This is a genomic window from Novosphingobium sp. PhB165 (genome assembly GCF_004341845.1).
In the GTDB taxonomy this organism is placed as follows: Bacteria; Pseudomonadota; Alphaproteobacteria; order Sphingomonadales; family Sphingomonadaceae; genus Novosphingobium.
This window is the reverse complement of sequence record NZ_SLVB01000010.1, coordinates 41,327-57,159: the sequence shown is the minus strand read 5'-3', so window position 1 is coordinate 57,159 and position 15,833 is coordinate 41,327. Positions and strand designations below refer to the sequence as shown.

The following is a 15,833-nucleotide window of genomic DNA, read 5'->3' as shown; positions in this document are numbered from 1 at the left end:
TGCCGCTTAAGCCTCATTTGCAAGCATCTCTCTTGGTCAAGATTTATGGGGCATTTGCGGCGGCATGGAACAAGCATCGTCTGCCATTTCGATTTTCCGCCAAACGAACATAAGGATCAGGCGCCGATCTTTTCTGCATTGTCGCGCGGGAAAAGCGGAATTGGTTAAAGACAATTCATCTTTGCGCGCCGGAATCGGCGTTAATTGTGCGCCGCAACATTACTCTTCCCCATCATTGAGACCAGGAAAACCAGGTAAAAGAACCAATACGGACATGATCGGAAGTACTTTTGCCTGATCGCGCGCGGTCGAGACCCGCGGGTTTGCGGTGCGGATGGCCCGCAGCCGAATGCGGCGTGCCAAAACGCAAATCCGGTAGTCCCCCTCGATGCCCTCGCATCGGCTTCTTCTCCACACACTGCGGAATCCGAGAATGGATATTGTAGGCACGCAACATCGCATTCCGATCGCGCAAAGTGGGAAAATGATCCGTTTTGGATGCCACGCCGCCGATCGATTTGCGTAAGCGCAAGGTTCTGGGGGTGATTGCATGCGCTTGGGTTCTAAAGCGAAGCTGACGATAGGCGTCGGACTCGTGGCGGCGTGCAGCTTCGCCGTCATGGGGCTTCGCGAACTTGGCAGGTCCAGTCAGACCGTGCCCGATCTTGCCGCGCATGCTGCCGCGCAGAATGTGGCGCCTGCCCGGCCCCTGCTGGTCGCAACGACAAGGACGATCAGGACCGGCGAAACGATCCGCGCGGACATGATCCGCAACGCGACGGCCGATCTTGCGAAGTTTCCGACCGCGGCATCTTCCGTCGAAGTGCTCGGCAAAGTTGCCACGCATGATATTCCGGCCAATTCACTCATTCCGCGCAGCGTGATCGATCAGGAGACCAAGCTGGCCATCCGCGTGCCCATGGGGATGCGCGCGATCAGCATCGATACGACGGCGGAAATCGCCGTGGCCGGCCTGGTCCGTCCGGGCGACCGCGTGGACGTGCAAGTCGTCTATCCCGGCGAGGATGCGATAAGCGGCGCGCGGGGCAGCGGCCGCAGCGAGGCGCGGACTCTTCTTCAGATGGTGCCGGTGCTCGCGGTTGGCGATGTCGTGGTGGGCACACCGCCGCGCGGGGGCATCGCCTCCGATGTGAATGCACCGCCACCGCCCGCGCGGACCGTCACGCTGGCGCTTTCGCCGGAGCAGGTGTCCAGGCTCTCGCTCGCGAAGAACACCGGTGCGCTTTACCTCTCGCTGCGCAATCCCAGCGATCAGGCCCAGGTGGAGCTGGCGGCGGAAGAAACGCCGCGATCGCTTGCGCCCTCGGCGCCGCGTTCCATCGCGCCCGTCAGAACGGCACCGAAAATGGTCCAGCGAACGGCCGTGCGGCCCGCTCCCCGTCCGGCGTCCAAACCTCACGCCATCGAACTGGTGGTCGGCGGCAACAGCCAAACTATCTACTCAGGGAGTGCGCCGCATTGAAACCCTTCGTGGTCTCCTGTCTTGCCGTTGCGGCGGCATCCTTGTCGGTCTCGCTTCCCGTTTCCTCCGCGCGCGCGCAGGAGGCCGAAACCAGGCGCGAAACGCTCCAGATCGATGAGAAGCGCACGCTTTCGTTCGCGGGTGATATCGGCCGCATCGAAGTCAGCCGCGAGGGCGTGATCGCGGTTTCGGCCCCGACGTCCCGCTCGCTCAAGCTGACCGGCGTCGGCGGAGGCGAGGCGCAGCTCACGGTATATGCCGCCGACGGCAGCGTGCTCGGCCAGACGCTGGTGGATGTCATGGCCGCGCAGACTGCCGCATCCGGCGGCGGATCCGCGCCCGCAGGCTTCCGGCCCGGCGAGAAGGTCGTTGCCGTGGATGTCCAGTTCGCGGCGGTGTCCAGTTCCACGCTCAGGGCGCTTGGCTTCAGCTTTTCGAAGCTGGCCGGCGATCTTCAGGGCGCGGTGATTTCGCCCAGCAGCCTGGTCAGTTCGAGCTTTACCAGCACTGGCCTCAGCATCGATGCTTCGGCGCCGCTCCAGAGCGCGTTCAACCTCTTCCTGTCGGCGCCTAATCGCGGGATCGGGGCGGTGCTCAGCGCGCTGTCTTCCAACGGGCTGTCGCAGCTCCTTGCTCAGCCCACGCTGCTGGTGCGCTCGGGCGAACAGGCGAGCTTCCTGGCGGGCGGTGAGTTTCCAGTGCCGGTGCCGCAGTCCTACGGCGGTTCGGGCAATACCATCTCGATCCAGTACAAGGAATTCGGGGTGCGGCTGACAGTGACGCCCTTCGTCCTCTCGAAAGACCACATCGTTCTCAAGCTGGCGCCCGAAGTCAGCGAGCTGGACTATAACAACGGCGTCCAGCTTCAGGGCTACACCGTGCCGGGCATCCGTCGCCGGTCGGCGGAGACCACGGTGGAACTGGGCAGCGGCCAGAGCTTCGTGATCGCCGGGCTCAACTACAGCAACAGCTCGATCTCGAAGGACAAGTTGCCGCTGCTGGGCGACATTCCCGTGCTCGGGGCCTTCTTCAAGCGCCAGCAGAACCAGCGGGAGCGGCAGGAGCTGATCATTGTGGCGACGCCGCGACTGGTCGAGCCGGACGCCGCCCCGGCGCCGCTTCCCGCATCGATGACGCCGGTCGATCCGACGATGGGCCAGATGATCGTGGGCAATGACGGCGTCGATCAGGCCGTGGGTTCCTTTGGGGTAGTGAGGCGCTGACATGCCGACGATCAATCTTCTCTCCGTGGATCGCACGCTCGAACGCCGCCTTGCCGAAGCCGTGGGCGAGCATGTCGAAGTCGAGATGATCCAGTCGATGGAACTGGCCGATCTCTCCGGCCCGGGCATCGTGGTGATCGACCATACATCGGTGCCTGCCGACCGTTCGCTGGCGTCCTCGATCGGTCACGTGCTGCACGCCGCGCCCGGGCGCGGCGTGGTCGTGGCGACGGACGACATGTACGCCGATCAGGTGCTTCAGGCGATCCGGGCCGGCGCGGCCGACGTCTTCGCGCGCAATTCCGAAAGCAAGCACATCGCGGAAGTGGTGACGCGCCTGCTCAACAATTCGATGACGGCGCAGGGCCGGCTCGGACGGCTGACGCTGGTCCTTGGCACCGATCAGGAAGCCATGGCGATACTGGCCACCGACATGGCGCTGGCCTACAGCCTGAGCGACGCCGCCAGCCTGCTGGTCGATTGCACGCTGCCGTCGAGCACGGCCGAGGCCTATCTCGATCTCAAGGTCGATTACGGTCTGGCCGCCGCCGTTTCCGATATCGACCGCATGGATACGAGCCTGCTGTCCGACGCGCTGGCGCGCCATGAGGCGAGCGGACTGTCGCTGCTGACGTTCGACGGCGGCACCGGTGCCGAACCGGCCGGCATCGGTCCGAACGACATCGTCGGGCTCATCCAATTGCTACGGGCCAATTTCGAGCATGTGGTGCTTGGCGCGGGCAGCTTGAAGCATGCCGGGCTTCTGCGCGAACTCGCTTCGCAGGCCTCGGCCGTGGAAGTGGTGTGTAGCCAGTCGATCCGCGAACTCGATGCCTGCCGCCGATTGCTGGAAAAGGTCTCGCTCGACACCGCAACGGCGACGCGCGTGCGGTTGATCGTCTGGGACCACGATCCCCGGATCCTGCTGGACGGACGCCGGATGGCCGACGTGCTTGGGATCGACGCGGTGATGGGTATCCAGACCGACCGCGTTCGCGCGCGCAATGCGCTCAATGCCGGCAAGCCGATGATGCTCGATCGCGACGGCGGCGGTTATGCGCAGGCGATCCGCCGGGCCTGCAACATCGTGGCGCCGGTGAAAGGCGCGCGGGTCGGCATCGACCGGATGCGCCGCGCGGTCCTGCGTCTGGTAGAGAAGTCCGCATGAGCCTGCTCACCGCCGACGACGCGATCCTGCGCCATGCAGGCGGCCAAGGCCGCGCGGCGGTGGCCCAGCCCACGGCCCAGCGGATGAGCGACTCCTATCAGGCAGTCAAGGCGCTCACCTGTCAGCAAGTGATCGACCAGCTCGAAGCACAGGGCGTGACGGCCGAGGCGCTCGACCAGCGGGTGCTTCGGCAGGAGATCGAACAGGTCATCAGCAGCCGCAGCCGGCGCGGCCAGCTTGCGCTCAACAGCGCCGAGCGGCTCGTGCTGATCGAGGATGTCGAGGACGAAGTGGTCGGCCTCGGGCCGCTGGCGCCGCTTCTGCGCGATCCGGGCATCGACGACATCATCGTCAATGGCCCGCACACGATCTACGTCGAACGGGCGGGCATGCTCGAACAGGTCGAAACGCGCTTCCGCGACGACGGCCATCTCATGAACATCATCCAGCGGATCGTCGGCCCGATCGGCCGCCGCGTGGATGAGGCGACGCCGTTCGTCGATGCGCGTCTGGCTGATGGTTCGCGCGTCAATATCGTCATTCCTCCCATCGCGCTCGATGGCCCGCTCGTTTCGATCCGCAAGTTTCGCCTTCAGGCGCTGACGGTCGAGGACTGCGTCAACAGCGGCGTGATGAGTGTGCCGATGGCGGCCTATATTTCGAGCGCGGTGCGCTCGCGGCTCAATATCCTCATCTGCGGCGGCACGGGTGCGGGCAAGTCCACGCTGCTCAACGTCCTGTCGGGCTGCATCGGCGACCGCGAGCGGCTGGTCACCATCGAAGATGCCGCCGAGCTGCAATTGCGCCAGAACCATGTCGTGCGCCTCGAAACACGGCCGCCCAGCGTGGACGGCAGCCGCGAAGTCAGCGCGCGCGATCTCCTGCGCAACGCGCTGCGCATGCGCCCCGACCGCATTATCCTGGGCGAGGTGCGCGGCACCGAGGTCGTGGAAATGCTGCAAGCCATGTCCACCGGGCACGACGGATCGATGGCAACGCTTCACGGCAATTCTCCGCGTGACGCGCTTGCCCGGCTGGAGATGCTGCTGGGCTTTGCAGGTCAGCAAAGCGACATCCGCGCGCTGCGCCGCTTCGTGGCCAACAGCGTCCACGTCATCGTCAATATCCAGCGGCTGGCCACCGGCGCGCGGCGGGTGACCTCGGTGACGGAAGTGACCGGCGTGGAGGGCGATGCCTATTCGCTCAATGAGCTTTTCCGCTTCGAGGAACAGCCGCCGATGTCGGGCGAGGGCGCGTTCCAGACGCTCTCTCCGCGTCCCTATCATGCCGCACGCCTGCGCGATTTCGTAATGCCCACGGCGGCAGGATCGAAGCGCGGCGGCGAAGCGTCCGGGATCGCCGCATGGTGAGGGCGGCCGCCTATCTCGCGCTGGCGCTGGTGGTTCTGGGCATCATCGCCTTTTACCTCCTGGTCGAGCGCGCGCGCGGGCTTGCCGCCATCGATCGCCGGCTGGGGCTGATGGCAGGGCCGCACCTTGGCGCCGTCAGGACGATCGTGCCCATTTCCGTTCCCGAACGCGTCGCGCCGCTGCTGGCGCAGGCGCAAGTCGAAATGACCCTTCAGGGACTGCGCAATCTGGCTCTGGCGGGATTGGCGATAGTCGGCGTCGTGCTGTTTCTTGCCGGGCCGGTAGCGGCGCTGGCGCTGCTCGCGGGGATTCCGTTCTGCGCCTGGTCCTGGCTTCAGGCCCGCGCCCGCAAGCGCACCGAGGCGCTGACCGATGCTTTGCCGCTCTACCTTGACGGCGTGCGCCAGCTTCAGGCCATCGGCAATTCGCTTTCGCAGGCGCTGGAGCGGGCGCTGGCCGATGCGCCCGAGATCGTGCGCAGCTACTTCGCGGGCACCGCGCGGCGGCTGGAAATGGGCGCGCCGGTCGGTGAAACCATGCAGCAGCTTGCCGATCGCCTGCGCATTCCGGAAGTCTCCATGCTGGCCGCCGCGATCCGCACCAATCTGCGGTTCGGCGGCTCGCTCGGCGCGACCTTGACCAATTTGGCCGCCATCCTGCGCGAACGCGTGCGGATCCGCCGCGAACTGGCCGCCGCGACGTCCGAGGCGCGGATCAGCTCGCGGGTTCTGATCGCGATGCCCTTGCTCGCCATGATCATGCTCGTAGCGACTAACCCTGCCTATATCGACTTCTTCATTCACGACGCGCGCGGACAGAAGCTGTCGGTGATGGCGATCGGTCTGGAACTGATCGGGATCCTCGTGGTGAGCCGGATGATGAGGCTTGCGTTCTGATGGCGGCGCTGCTCCCGCTCATCCTGTTTTCGCTGTCGCTTGGCGGCGTGGTGGTCGCTTGCGCCGGCTACCGGCTGCTGCGGATCGACGCGCGGCTGCGGGAGCGGGTGCACGGCAGTGGGCTGCGCCAGACGCCGACCTCCCGGCTGCCGTTTCGCCTGCCACGCCTGTTCAATATCCGCGGGCGGGACCGTGACGAGGTCGAGAAGCGGCTGCGCAAGGCGGGCTATTTCGACCCCGCCGCCATCGAGGTCTTCGCATGGCTGCGCGTGGCTGCGGCCGTTACTGCGGCGCTCGTCAGCATGGCGGCCTGCATGGCCGCCACCGGCAACCCGTTCACGCCCATCTTCCCGACTTTCGCCGCCGCCGGCGGGACCTATATCGGCGCCAAATATGTCCTGCAAATGCGGGCCAACGCCCGTGAGCGGATCCTTACCGCCGAATTCCCCTTCCTGCTCGATCTCATGCTGATGATGCTGGAGAGCGGCGTCTCGCTGGACCAGTGCTTCCGGGCGATTGCACGGGATGAGCAAGTGGCGGTCCCCAACCATGCCCGCCTTGTGGGCATGCTGGTCGACGATCTCGATCGCGGGCAGGACTATCAGGTTGCGTTCGACCGCTGGGCCACGCGCGTAGCCGTGAACGGCGCGCGCGAACTGGCCACGGTGTTCCGTCAGTCGCTGTTCCACGGCATGGAACTGGTGCCTTCGTTGCGCGAATTCGTCCGCGAATTTTCGCAGCGGCGCGTCGCCCGCGCGCGCGAGGCGATTGGCGCCGTGACCGTGCGGATGGTCATTCTGATGCTGGTGTTCTTCATGCCCGCGCTTTTCATCGTGCTGGCAGGGCCACCGGTTGCGGCGATCCTCGATACCTTGCGGAGTTCGGTCCCATGATGCGCGGTAGACTTGCGGCCCGGGTTTTGGCGACGATCCTTCTTGCGGGTATCGCCCATCCCGCGTCCGCCACGGAGCGGGGCAACCCGGCCGAAGCGCTGGCCGATCCGGGCGACCAGGGTTCCACCCGCACGCTCTATCTCTCGCTGATCCGGCAGGCCCGGGTTGACGGGCGTTCGCGCGCGGCGCTGGCCTATCTCGACGATTTCGACCGCCAGTATCCCCGAGACCGCGAGGCGCTGGTGCTACGGATCAATTGCCTGCTCGATCTTGGCCAGACCGACGAGGCGCGTACTGCGCTAAAGCGCATCCCGCCGAACGACCGCGACGGACAGGTGCTGGAAATTCGCGGCCACGTTTCTGCTGCGCTGGGCGATTGGGCGCAGGCGGCGCGAGACTACGGTGCCGCGCTCGATGCCAGCCCCGCCAACCCGTTGGTCGGCAATGCACTGGGCTATGCGCGGCTGCGGTCCGGCCAACCGCAGCAGGCCGTGGAAGCGCTGAAGGCGGCCCATGATCTTGCGCCGAACGAAACGGTGATCCGCAACAACCTTGCCCTTGCGCTGACAGTGGCGGGGCGCGGGGCGGAGGCGGAAGCCCTGCTTTCCGCCGTGCGCGATGTGCGGTCGCGGGGAGAGATCCGCAGCCAGATCGCCAGCGAGGCGGCCCGGCTGGCCGTCCCTGCGGCGGCAGGCGCTGGAAACGAAACGGGGGGCGATCATGGCTAGTTTTCGTCGTCGCCGCGCGAGCGAACGGTCAAAGCCAGTGACCACCGGAAATCCCTGCCGCCGCTTCGTGAGCGCGCTGGCAAAGGACCAGTCCGGCATGATCGGCCCGGCCGTCGCGGCGATGGGCGTGATGCTGCTGGGTGCGGCTGGGCTCGCGCTCGATACCGGGCTCTACTATCTCGGCAACCGCGACCTTCGCACCGCGACCGAGGCGGCCGCGCTCGCGGCAGCCATGGACCCCTATCAGGGCGAGGCGCGTGCCCGCGATTACCTGACGCGCAACGGATACGATGCCTCCGTCCTCAAGTCGGTGACAATTGGCCGGTACTGCGCGGATGCGGCGCTGGGCAGCGACGATCGCTTCGACTCCAGCTTCAACCGCTGCCCCGGCAACGGCCAGGCCACTGCCGTCCGGATCGTCACCGGCAAGGCAAGCCGGCGCTTTTTGACCGGCGTTCTCGGCTCTGCCAGCCCCATCCCCGATCTTGCCGCCACCGCCACCGCCGCGCGGATCGACGAAGCCGGCGTCGGCGTCACGTCGGACGTGCTGACCGATGTGGTTTCACCGCTGCTTACCCCGATCACCACGCCGCTGGTCTCGACGCTCAATGGTTTGCTGGGCTCCCTGCTGGGTATTCCGATATCGCTGGGCAAGACGGACATCCAGAGCCTTATGCAAGGCAACGTCAGTGCAGGCCTGTTCTTCGACAGCCTCGCCAGCAAGGAGGGTTTCACCGGCACCTACGGCGAACTGGTGAGCAAGTCTCACGGGTTGAAGGACATTGCCTCAGCGGCGGCCGATGCCGCCTCGACACCGGAGACGAAAGCTGCGCTGAACGCCTTTGCGGGGCAAGTCAGCAACCGCTACAGCGTGCCCTTCACCGGCCTGTTCGGCCTGGGTGTGTGGAAGAACATGCCCGTGGGCGGCGCCGATGAACCGCCGGCACTGCGGGCGGGCATGAACGCCTACCAGCTGATCACTTATGCGGTCCAGTCGGGGCCGACGGCGATCGATCTTTCCAAGGCTGTCAGTCTGTTAGTACCTAACAGTGCCGTCAAGATCGGCTTGGTGTCGAGCGGTTCGGGCGACCGGCCCCGCTTCGCCTTCGGGCCTGCGGGCGAAACGCAGGTCGGCACGTCGGCCTTGCGCATTAGTATCCAGATCGACCTTCCTGTCTCCATCCCGGTCGTGGCATCGGTCAACGTCCATCTTCCGATTATTCTCGATGTGGCCGCAGCCCAAGCAGAGGTGACCGGAATAGACTGTGCCAACACGGCCGAGCAAGCGCGCGACACGACCGTCACCGTCCATGCAAGGTCGGGGCTCGTCAATGCCTATATCGGCGATGTACCGGCCTATGACCCGATGGCGAAATCGCTGCCTGTCATGACCGCGGCGGATGTCAAGCAGACGGATATCGCAAGTATTTCCTTGCTGGGCAGTGCTCTTGCCATCGATGTGAAGGGGCGCGCCATCGCGCAGCCAGTCACCGGCAGTGGACCGTCGGACGCAACGCTGACATTTGGGCCGGGTGTGGGCAGTCCGACGCAGCCTGCAAGCCCGCAGACAATCGGCAACACTGTCCAGATCGGCCAGACTGTGAGCGGCCTCACCACCAGCCTGCTCAAGTCGGACGGGCTAGACGTTCAGATCGTTCCCTTGGGAGTCTGTCTGCCGGTCGTCTGCTCTCTTCTTCAATCCACCGGCCTGTCAACGGTCACCGGCACGGTCCTGCCTGCCTTGGTGCAGCCTGTGACCGATCTACTCGGTACGGTGGTCGATCCGCTGCTCACCAATGTGCTGGCGGTGCTGGGCGTTCAGCTCGGCACGGCCACGGTCTGGACCACTGGCGCACGCTGCGGAGTGCCTGTGCTCGTCTGATTTTCACCGAGCCGGCGTCGCGCTTGCCTCCATGCGGCGCCGGAATTTTCAAGGAGGACAAGGGGAGTAATCCAATGAAGGATGCTGTTCTCAAGTTCCTGATCCGTCTCAAGACCGACGAACGGGGCCTTACCGCCGTCGAGTATGCCGTTCTGGGTGCAATTGTCGTGGGTGCTATCAAGTTGGTTGGCACCGATTTTACGACCAGCCTCACAGCGGCTTTCAAAAGTCTCTTCTAAACTTGATCAGGAGACTCGCGCGATGCGCATGTCAGCCGGAACTCTTGGACGACTGCTGAGATGCACGAGCGGGATGGCGGCGCTGGAGTTTGTATTCATTGCTCCGGCGCTGCTGCTCCTGGCCTTCGGGATCATCATTTACTCGATCTATTTCAGCGCCATGATCGGTGTCAGCCAGGCCGCGTCGGAAGGCGCGCGGGCCGCCGTGGCCGGTCTTTCCACCAGCGAGCGCACAAGCCTTGCTCAGGCGCGCGCGGCGGCCGTCATGAAAAACTACAGCGCGATCCTGGGCGGGGGGAGCGATCCCGTGATCTCCGCCGGGGCCGACGGTACCGGCGTCTTCAAGGTCCAGGTGAGCTACGACATGAGCAAGAGTCCGATCATGCGCTACGGCAACATGGTGCCGCTGCCTTCGCCGAACCTGACGGCGAGCGCTTCGGTGACCAACGGAGGCTATTGAAATGGGCGGCTATGAATACCTGCGTCTGGCGGCTCTGATCCTGCTCGTGCTGCCGGTCGTCGTGCTTCCATGGGAGGGACGCAGGCCGCCCGGCATTCTGTATGCAGCCATTGCGTTTGGGGGTATCGCTTTTGCCTTCTTTCGCAATGGGATAGAAGGCGCAATCTTGGCCGCTGCGTCGGGAACGATTTGCCTTATCCTGATATCGGCAGTAATCGCCGCGCTCCGTTCCGGGACGGGCCGAATCATATTGACCGGTGGCCAGATTAAACTTCTGTCATCAGGCGCTATCTGGCTCGGCGCGGCAGGAGCATTGGCTATGATAGTGTTAACCGGGACTGTTCTATTCGGTCTCGGAGCAATTTATAGATCGGACAGATTCGCTCGTCGTCCCGATACAGGTGCTATCGCCGCGGCCGCGATACTTTGTGTTGGATTTGGACAACTGATGATTCTTGCTTAGGTCAAGCTTCGGAGGTCTTCGCCGAACATGAACGAAATGGTACCGAACTGGCGGACTAGACTAGGGGCGATCCTCAATCCTTCCAGTACGCCCACTGCACTGCCTGCCCAAGAAGAGATCGTGGATAATACTCCGGTAGAAACCGTTCTGATCGTCGATGACGATGTGGATTGGTGCGAGGAGTGCGCCTTCAGCCTGCGGACGATGGGCTATGCCCCGCTTGTTGCAAACAGCGCGCATGAGGCGGAAAGGCTCTACGCCAACCACGACGTTTCCATCGCGATCGTCGATTTCAACATGCCCGGTCAGGACGGGATATCGCTGATCTACGACCTTTCGCAGAGCGCGGAGCTTCGCGGGCAGCGCCTTCAGTTCATCATGGTGACCGGCTATGCCAGCAAGGATGTCGCCATCGATGCCATGCGCGCTTCGGCGGTCGATTTTCTGGAAAAGCCGGTTCAGCAGGCCGATCTGCGCCGGGCGTTACAGCGCACCAAAGGGCTGCGCGATACGCCTGCCGCACGCGGAGACCTGCTCGGCAAGATCAGCAACCTGAGCCTCGAACTGCGCAGTCTGGCGCAATTGCTCGACGAACCCACGGCGCGGGGCAGCGGCAGCGAAGGCCCTATCGGCCCCGCGCAGGCGGAAACCGCCGACCGGCTGGAGCGTGACCACGAGCCCGGCGAACTTGCCGCCTATATCCGCGAAATCCTGCGCAAGGAGAGCAAGCGGCGCGAGATCGGCGGCGGCGAGCTGTTCGGCGATCCGGCTTGGGAAATGCTGCTTGATCTGCTGCTCGCCAAGATCGAGGGCCGCCTCGTGGCTGTCTCCAGCGCCTGCATCGCATCCGGCGCGCCGATGAGCACGGCCCTGCGCCTCGTGCGTCGCCTGGTCGCTGAAGGCGTGCTGTTCCGCCTTCCCGACGAACATGACCGGCGACGGCACTTTCTGGCCATCAATCCGAAGCTGGAGCAGCCGATGATCGGCTATCTTTCCGAACAGTTGCGGGCTCGGAAGGCGATCGCAAATCAATAAGTTAATCCGGTTTGGCGGGCTTCTCTCTTTTCCGCCATGACGGTCTGCCCTAGCTATCGTCGTCCGTGCAGTTGATGGTGCGGCCGGATTCGGGCTGCGGAGGTCCCATGTTTGCGCGCATCGTTGCCATTTTGGCTTTGCTCGTGGCCGCCCCGGCGCTGGCCGATGATCTTTCCGGCCAATGGGATCTGCGTGCAGGCGGCGTGGCGATGCTGCGCTTCGAACTGCACCCTACGCCCGAGGGCTGGAAGGGGACGTGGCAGAGACCGGACCATTACCGGACGGAGGGCTACAACTTCTCGAAAGTCACCGGGCCCGCGATTACGAGCGATGGGTCGGGGGAGGCCCAAGCCAACGGGGACGTCGCATTGCAGTTCGACGATCCGCATCCGCATTCAAGGCCGGATCGGGTGCGATTTCGGCTGATCGATCCGGCACATGCAAAAGTGGTGCTGGACGGCGGAATGACGCTGCGCCTGTCCCGTTCGACGGGCGGCCCGATGGGGCCATGGGACTCGGCGCGGACCTATCCGATCGATGTTACACGGACGACCAATCCGGATATGACGCGCATCTTCAAGGCGGACCTATCCGACCGCAAGCACGCATCCGACGGGACCGCTGCACGTGCGGCGGATGGTCGCAGGGCGCGGACGCAGCAGCTTCTCGATGCCGACGCACTCGACTCGGGCGAGGATTTCGAGCATGCGGCCGCAGTCTTCCAGCATGGCGAGGCGCCGGGCGATTACCTGAAGGCGCATCTGCTGGCGATAGTCGCGGTGGCGCGCGGGAGGCCGAGTGCTCTGACGATCGCTTCGGAATCGTTTGACCGCTATCTGGCGAAAATCGGTCACGCGGATGCGCCGAGCGCTGGGTCCCGGTGGGCGAGTGCGGGGCGCAGCGCTTCGGACGATATCGCAAGAGCAAGCAATCCGGAGATGACGGCGATTTTCGAGGCGGACCAGTCGGAACGCAAGGCTGCGTCCATTGACTGGACTGTCCTGAGCAAAGCAGACGAGCGCCGCCGGGCGCGGACGCAGGAACTGCTCGACGCCGGCGCGCTCAACTCCGGCGAGGATTTCGAGGGCGCGGCTTTCGTCTTCCAGCATGGCGATGCTCCCGACGATTTTCTGAAGGCGCATCTGTTGGCCACGATCGCGGTGGCGCGCGGAAAGCCGGGTGCGGTGTGGATCGTCTCGGCAACGCTGGACCGCTATCTGGAGAGAAGCGGGCGCCCGCAAGTGCTGGGTACGCAATTCCAGTCGGTAGCAGGCGGGCCGATGACGCAGGACCCCTATGACCGCACGTTCGCCTCGGATAGCTTGCGTGAGGCGCTGAATGTCCCCTCGCTGGCCGATCAGGAGGTGCAACAGCAGCAGTTTGCGCAAAGGGCAAGGCAACAGGCTGCTCAGCGGGCTCAGACCCAGCCCGCGCCGCAGGGGCAAACGGCTGGGAAATAGTTTGCGCTGCTCGTCGTAAGTGCAACCCATTCGTCGAAAGGCGCAATTGACGAATGCGTCCGTCCCGCTTAGCCGCGCAAATGCGGATTCTTCCCCCCACAAAAGAGCCGCGTCTGCCGAAGATGGCAGATGACAGGCGCGCGATCGACGCGGGCCGCCCGACGAGGACGATCGAATGAGTCTGACGGCCGCAGCTGTCGCATTGATGCTAGGTTCCACGGCTCCCGAAGCTGGAACCGTCGCGGCCATCGATCCCGTCGCCGCGCCGCAGGTAGCTATGCCGCCGCAGGCAACCGTATTGCCGCAAGTAACTTCGGTGCCGCAGGCCACGGATGCGACTGTGGCTCCAGCAGCCTCGCCTGCTTCCGATCAAGCCACCACAACAGCAACAGCAACAGCAACGGCAACCGAATCGCCGGTGGATGCGGCTGCACCAGTGTCGGCGGCCGCGCCCGACGTTTCCGCCCCTGCCGCCGCGCCCGATGCCGCGAATGGCCCGCACACGCAGGGTTCGGAAATCCTCGTTACGCATCGCAAGCGGCCGCCGCCGGGCGATCCGATGGAGCGCGTCAACGAGCAGTCGTTCAAGGCTGTGCAGGCCGTCGACAAAGCCGTGCTGGAGCCGGTTGCCACGGTGTACAACAAGGGGCTGCCTCGCCCGGTACGGCAGGGCCTGCGCAACTTCTTCACTAACCTCGACGAGCCGGTGATCTTCGCTGCCTATCTTCTTGAACTCAAGCCCGGCAAGGCGATGGAAACGGCCGGACGTTTTGCGATCAATACGACGCTGGGCGTGGGCGGCATCGTCGACATCGCCAAGCGCAAGCCCTTCAACCTGCCGTACCGCCCCAATGGCCTTGCCGATGTGCTGGGCTATTACGGCGTCGGGCCCGGCCCGTACATGTATCTGCCGCTCATCGGCCCGACGACGGTGCGCGACGTGATCGGCGATTCCGTCGACAATCTTTGGGGCCCTGCGGTATTGGGCAAGCCGTTCTCCAAACCGGAAGTGGCGGCGCCCATGACGGTCGTCAGCGAGCTGGGCGAGCGAGCGGCGTTCGATGATGAGATCCGCAAGATCCGCAAGTCGGACAACCCCTATGCGACCTATCGCGAACTTTACCTGAGGCAGCGCAAGGCAGAGATCGATGCTCTCCATGGGCGCGTTACGGAGCCTGTCGTGCCGGTCTACGGTCCCGGTATGCGTACTGCCGGTGGCAAGAAGGGCGAGCAGAATGCCGTGCCGGATCCGGCCGAGAAGCAGGCGCCGGTGTCCGCTCCAGTGACGCAGGAACCGGTGCAGAAGGAAGACAAGGGCAGCGATCCGCGCTGAACCGGCATTGGGCGGCAAGGGTTGGTTGAATGCGGGCGATCGGTTAACCTGATCCGCCGATCCCTGAAGCCAACACGAAATTGCCGGCCATGACGCGAAGACCATCACTCGAACTTGCCGCGGCCGAAGTCGTCACGGTGTTCCTGCCGGGTGAGGCGGTGCTGCCGCAGCGCCGCAGCGGCGAGGCCATCGACAGAACCGAGCAACTTACGAGGCTTGTGCGCTCGCTGGTCTCGGCAAAGCCGGACTTCGATGAGCCCGCGTTGCGCAGGGCGCTTGAGGCGCGGGCTCCGGCGGGCGTGAAAGCCCTGGCCAGCGATCTCGACGACTATGCCGCCTTCGATGCGCGCCATGGCGGGATTGGCCTTCCGGCGCGGGAAGAGCGGGTGGCGGCCTATGTCAACGATTGCGAAAGGCGCGGCCTCAGTCTCGCGACCGTGCAGCGGCGGCTCGCCTCGCTGACGGCGGTTCACGACCTGCTAGGACTTCCCGGGCCTGCGCGGAAAGGCAGTGTACGAGATGCCTTTCGCGCGATGCGCCGCCGTGCCGAACCGCGCGGGCGCGATGCAGGGCGGGCAATCGAGGCCTTTACGCTGGAGGCGCTCCTCGCCGCCTGTCCCACCACGCCTGCGGGCCTTCGCGATGCGGCGATGTTGTCGCTTGGCCACGATGCGGAATTGCGTGTTTCCGAACTCATTGGCGTCACCGTCGCGCATCTGGTGCTTCACGATGACGGCTTCGTCGACCTCGAAATCGTGCCCGCCCGAAATGACGGGGCAGGGGAGGGACGCCGGGTCCGCCTCACGCCGGAAACCGTACGCCGCATCGATCTCTGGCGCGAAGTGGCCGGGCTCGACCGGGGGCCGCTATTGCGCCGCGTATCGGTAGTACGCACCAAGGCGCGCGAGGGGCGGGAAGCGGTGCCATTGGCAAAGCTGGGCTGGAACCACCGTCAGGGCGAGGGCAATCTTGGCGAACGCCGAACCCGGCCTGCCACAAGCGACTATGCGATCGGCGAAACCGCGATGACGCAGGCGGCGATCCGGCTGATCGTTAAACGCGCTGCCAGACGCGCGGCGGAGCAGGGGTTCGTGGCTCTTCAAGGCCGTGATCTCGACGCGGCCATCTCCGTGCTCGGCCGGGGCACGCTGCGCTGGCCGCCAGCGACTTAACTGAAAAGGGGGCAGCCATCCCATGGCC

General features: G+C 64.9%; 15 protein-coding genes. All 15 read left to right on the top strand.

Translation table 11 applies throughout. The annotated features are described in order from the left end of the window. The first annotated feature begins 550 nt into the window (after window positions 1–550). The 15 genes from cpaB to EDF56_RS21885 all read left to right on the top strand — a co-directional run bounded on the left by cpaB (window position 551) and on the right by EDF56_RS21885 (window position 15,805). The gene (gene cpaB / locus EDF56_RS21955) at window positions 551–1,483 is read left to right on the top strand and encodes a Flp pilus assembly protein CpaB (RefSeq protein ID WP_132391595.1); all 933 of its coding nucleotides are present in this window, start codon (window positions 551–553) and stop codon (window positions 1,481–1,483) included. Continuing rightward, window positions 1,480–2,706 (top strand): pilus assembly protein N-terminal domain-containing protein, encoded by a 1,227-nt coding sequence (locus EDF56_RS21950; RefSeq protein ID WP_243652769.1) that lies wholly within the window; start codon window positions 1,480–1,482, stop codon window positions 2,704–2,706. Before cpaB ends, EDF56_RS21950 begins: the two co-directional genes overlap by 4 nt. 1 nt (window position 2,707) lies before the next feature. Continuing rightward, on the top strand, window positions 2,708–3,874 hold the full coding sequence (locus tag EDF56_RS21945; RefSeq protein WP_132391593.1) for a histidine kinase: 1,167 nt from the start codon (window positions 2,708–2,710) through the stop codon (window positions 3,872–3,874). Further along, entirely contained in the window at window positions 3,871–5,244 is a 1,374-nt protein-coding gene (locus EDF56_RS21940; protein WP_132391591.1) for a CpaF family protein, read from the top strand. Before EDF56_RS21945 ends, EDF56_RS21940 begins: the two co-directional genes overlap by 4 nt. Then, window positions 5,238–6,140 carry a type II secretion system F family protein gene (locus EDF56_RS21935; RefSeq protein ID WP_132391589.1) on the top strand — a complete coding sequence of 301 codons (903 nt, stop codon included), beginning with the start codon at window positions 5,238–5,240 and terminating at the stop codon, window positions 6,138–6,140. The genes EDF56_RS21940 and EDF56_RS21935 overlap by 7 nt, the downstream gene beginning before the upstream one ends. Then, on the top strand, window positions 6,140–7,033 hold the full coding sequence (locus EDF56_RS21930) for a type II secretion system F family protein (RefSeq protein WP_132391587.1): 894 nt from the start codon (window positions 6,140–6,142) through the stop codon (window positions 7,031–7,033). Before EDF56_RS21935 ends, EDF56_RS21930 begins: the two co-directional genes overlap by 1 nt. A 26-nt stretch (window positions 7,034–7,059) precedes the next feature. Further along, on the top strand, window positions 7,060–7,761 hold the full coding sequence (locus tag EDF56_RS21925; protein ID WP_243652768.1) for a tetratricopeptide repeat protein: 702 nt from the start codon (window positions 7,060–7,062) through the stop codon (window positions 7,759–7,761). Further along, entirely contained in the window at window positions 7,754–9,643 is a 1,890-nt protein-coding gene (locus EDF56_RS21920) for a pilus assembly protein TadG-related protein (protein WP_132391583.1), read from the top strand. The genes EDF56_RS21925 and EDF56_RS21920 overlap by 8 nt, the downstream gene beginning before the upstream one ends. Window positions 9,644–9,717: 74 nt before the next feature. Next, window positions 9,718–9,882: a Flp family type IVb pilin gene (locus tag EDF56_RS21915; RefSeq protein WP_132391581.1), complete on the top strand. Its 165-nt coding sequence runs from the start codon at window positions 9,718–9,720 to the stop codon at window positions 9,880–9,882. 22 nt (window positions 9,883–9,904) lie between these two features. Beyond that, complete coding sequence (locus EDF56_RS21910; RefSeq protein ID WP_132391579.1) at window positions 9,905–10,342, top strand: TadE/TadG family type IV pilus assembly protein; 438 nt, start codon at window positions 9,905–9,907, stop codon at window positions 10,340–10,342. A 1-nt stretch (window position 10,343) separates the two neighbouring features. After that, window positions 10,344–10,805, top strand: coding sequence for a hypothetical protein (locus EDF56_RS21905; protein WP_132391577.1), 462 nt, complete (start codon window positions 10,344–10,346; stop codon window positions 10,803–10,805). Window positions 10,806–10,832: 27 nt separating this feature from the next. Then, complete coding sequence (locus tag EDF56_RS21900; RefSeq protein WP_243652767.1) at window positions 10,833–11,840, top strand: response regulator; 1,008 nt, start codon at window positions 10,833–10,835, stop codon at window positions 11,838–11,840. Between the two features lie 107 nt (window positions 11,841–11,947). Then, on the top strand, window positions 11,948–13,300 hold the full coding sequence (locus EDF56_RS21895) for a hypothetical protein (protein WP_132391575.1): 1,353 nt from the start codon (window positions 11,948–11,950) through the stop codon (window positions 13,298–13,300). Between the two features lie 175 nt (window positions 13,301–13,475). Further along, on the top strand, window positions 13,476–14,633 hold the full coding sequence (locus EDF56_RS21890; RefSeq protein ID WP_132391573.1) for a VacJ family lipoprotein: 1,158 nt from the start codon (window positions 13,476–13,478) through the stop codon (window positions 14,631–14,633). A gap of 89 nt (window positions 14,634–14,722) precedes the next feature. Beyond that, window positions 14,723–15,805, top strand: coding sequence for an integrase (locus tag EDF56_RS21885; RefSeq protein WP_132391571.1), 1,083 nt, complete (start codon window positions 14,723–14,725; stop codon window positions 15,803–15,805). The last annotated feature ends 28 nt before the right edge of the window (window positions 15,806–15,833 follow it).

Bases quoted from the DNA above. Each gene is read 5' to 3' on its own strand.
- cpaB (WP_132391595.1), top strand. From the start codon at position 551: ATGCGCTTGGGTTCTAAAGCGAAGCTGACGATAGGCGTCGGACTCGTG.
- EDF56_RS21945 (WP_132391593.1), top strand. From the start codon at position 2,708: ATGCCGACGATCAATCTTCTCTCCGTGGATCGCACGCTCGAACGCCGC.
- EDF56_RS21940 (WP_132391591.1), top strand. From the start codon at position 3,871: ATGAGCCTGCTCACCGCCGACGACGCGATCCTGCGCCATGCAGGCGGC.
- EDF56_RS21935 (WP_132391589.1), top strand. From the start codon at position 5,238: ATGGTGAGGGCGGCCGCCTATCTCGCGCTGGCGCTGGTGGTTCTGGGC.
- EDF56_RS21930 (WP_132391587.1), top strand. From the start codon at position 6,140: ATGGCGGCGCTGCTCCCGCTCATCCTGTTTTCGCTGTCGCTTGGCGGC.
- EDF56_RS21920 (WP_132391583.1), top strand. From the start codon at position 7,754: ATGGCTAGTTTTCGTCGTCGCCGCGCGAGCGAACGGTCAAAGCCAGTG.
- EDF56_RS21915 (WP_132391581.1), top strand. From the start codon at position 9,718: ATGAAGGATGCTGTTCTCAAGTTCCTGATCCGTCTCAAGACCGACGAA.
- EDF56_RS21910 (WP_132391579.1), top strand. From the start codon at position 9,905: ATGCGCATGTCAGCCGGAACTCTTGGACGACTGCTGAGATGCACGAGC.
- EDF56_RS21905 (WP_132391577.1), top strand. From the start codon at position 10,344: ATGGGCGGCTATGAATACCTGCGTCTGGCGGCTCTGATCCTGCTCGTG.
- EDF56_RS21900 (WP_243652767.1), top strand. From the start codon at position 10,833: ATGAACGAAATGGTACCGAACTGGCGGACTAGACTAGGGGCGATCCTC.
- EDF56_RS21895 (WP_132391575.1), top strand. From the start codon at position 11,948: ATGTTTGCGCGCATCGTTGCCATTTTGGCTTTGCTCGTGGCCGCCCCG.
- EDF56_RS21890 (WP_132391573.1), top strand. From the start codon at position 13,476: ATGAGTCTGACGGCCGCAGCTGTCGCATTGATGCTAGGTTCCACGGCT.
- EDF56_RS21885 (WP_132391571.1), top strand. From the start codon at position 14,723: ATGACGCGAAGACCATCACTCGAACTTGCCGCGGCCGAAGTCGTCACG.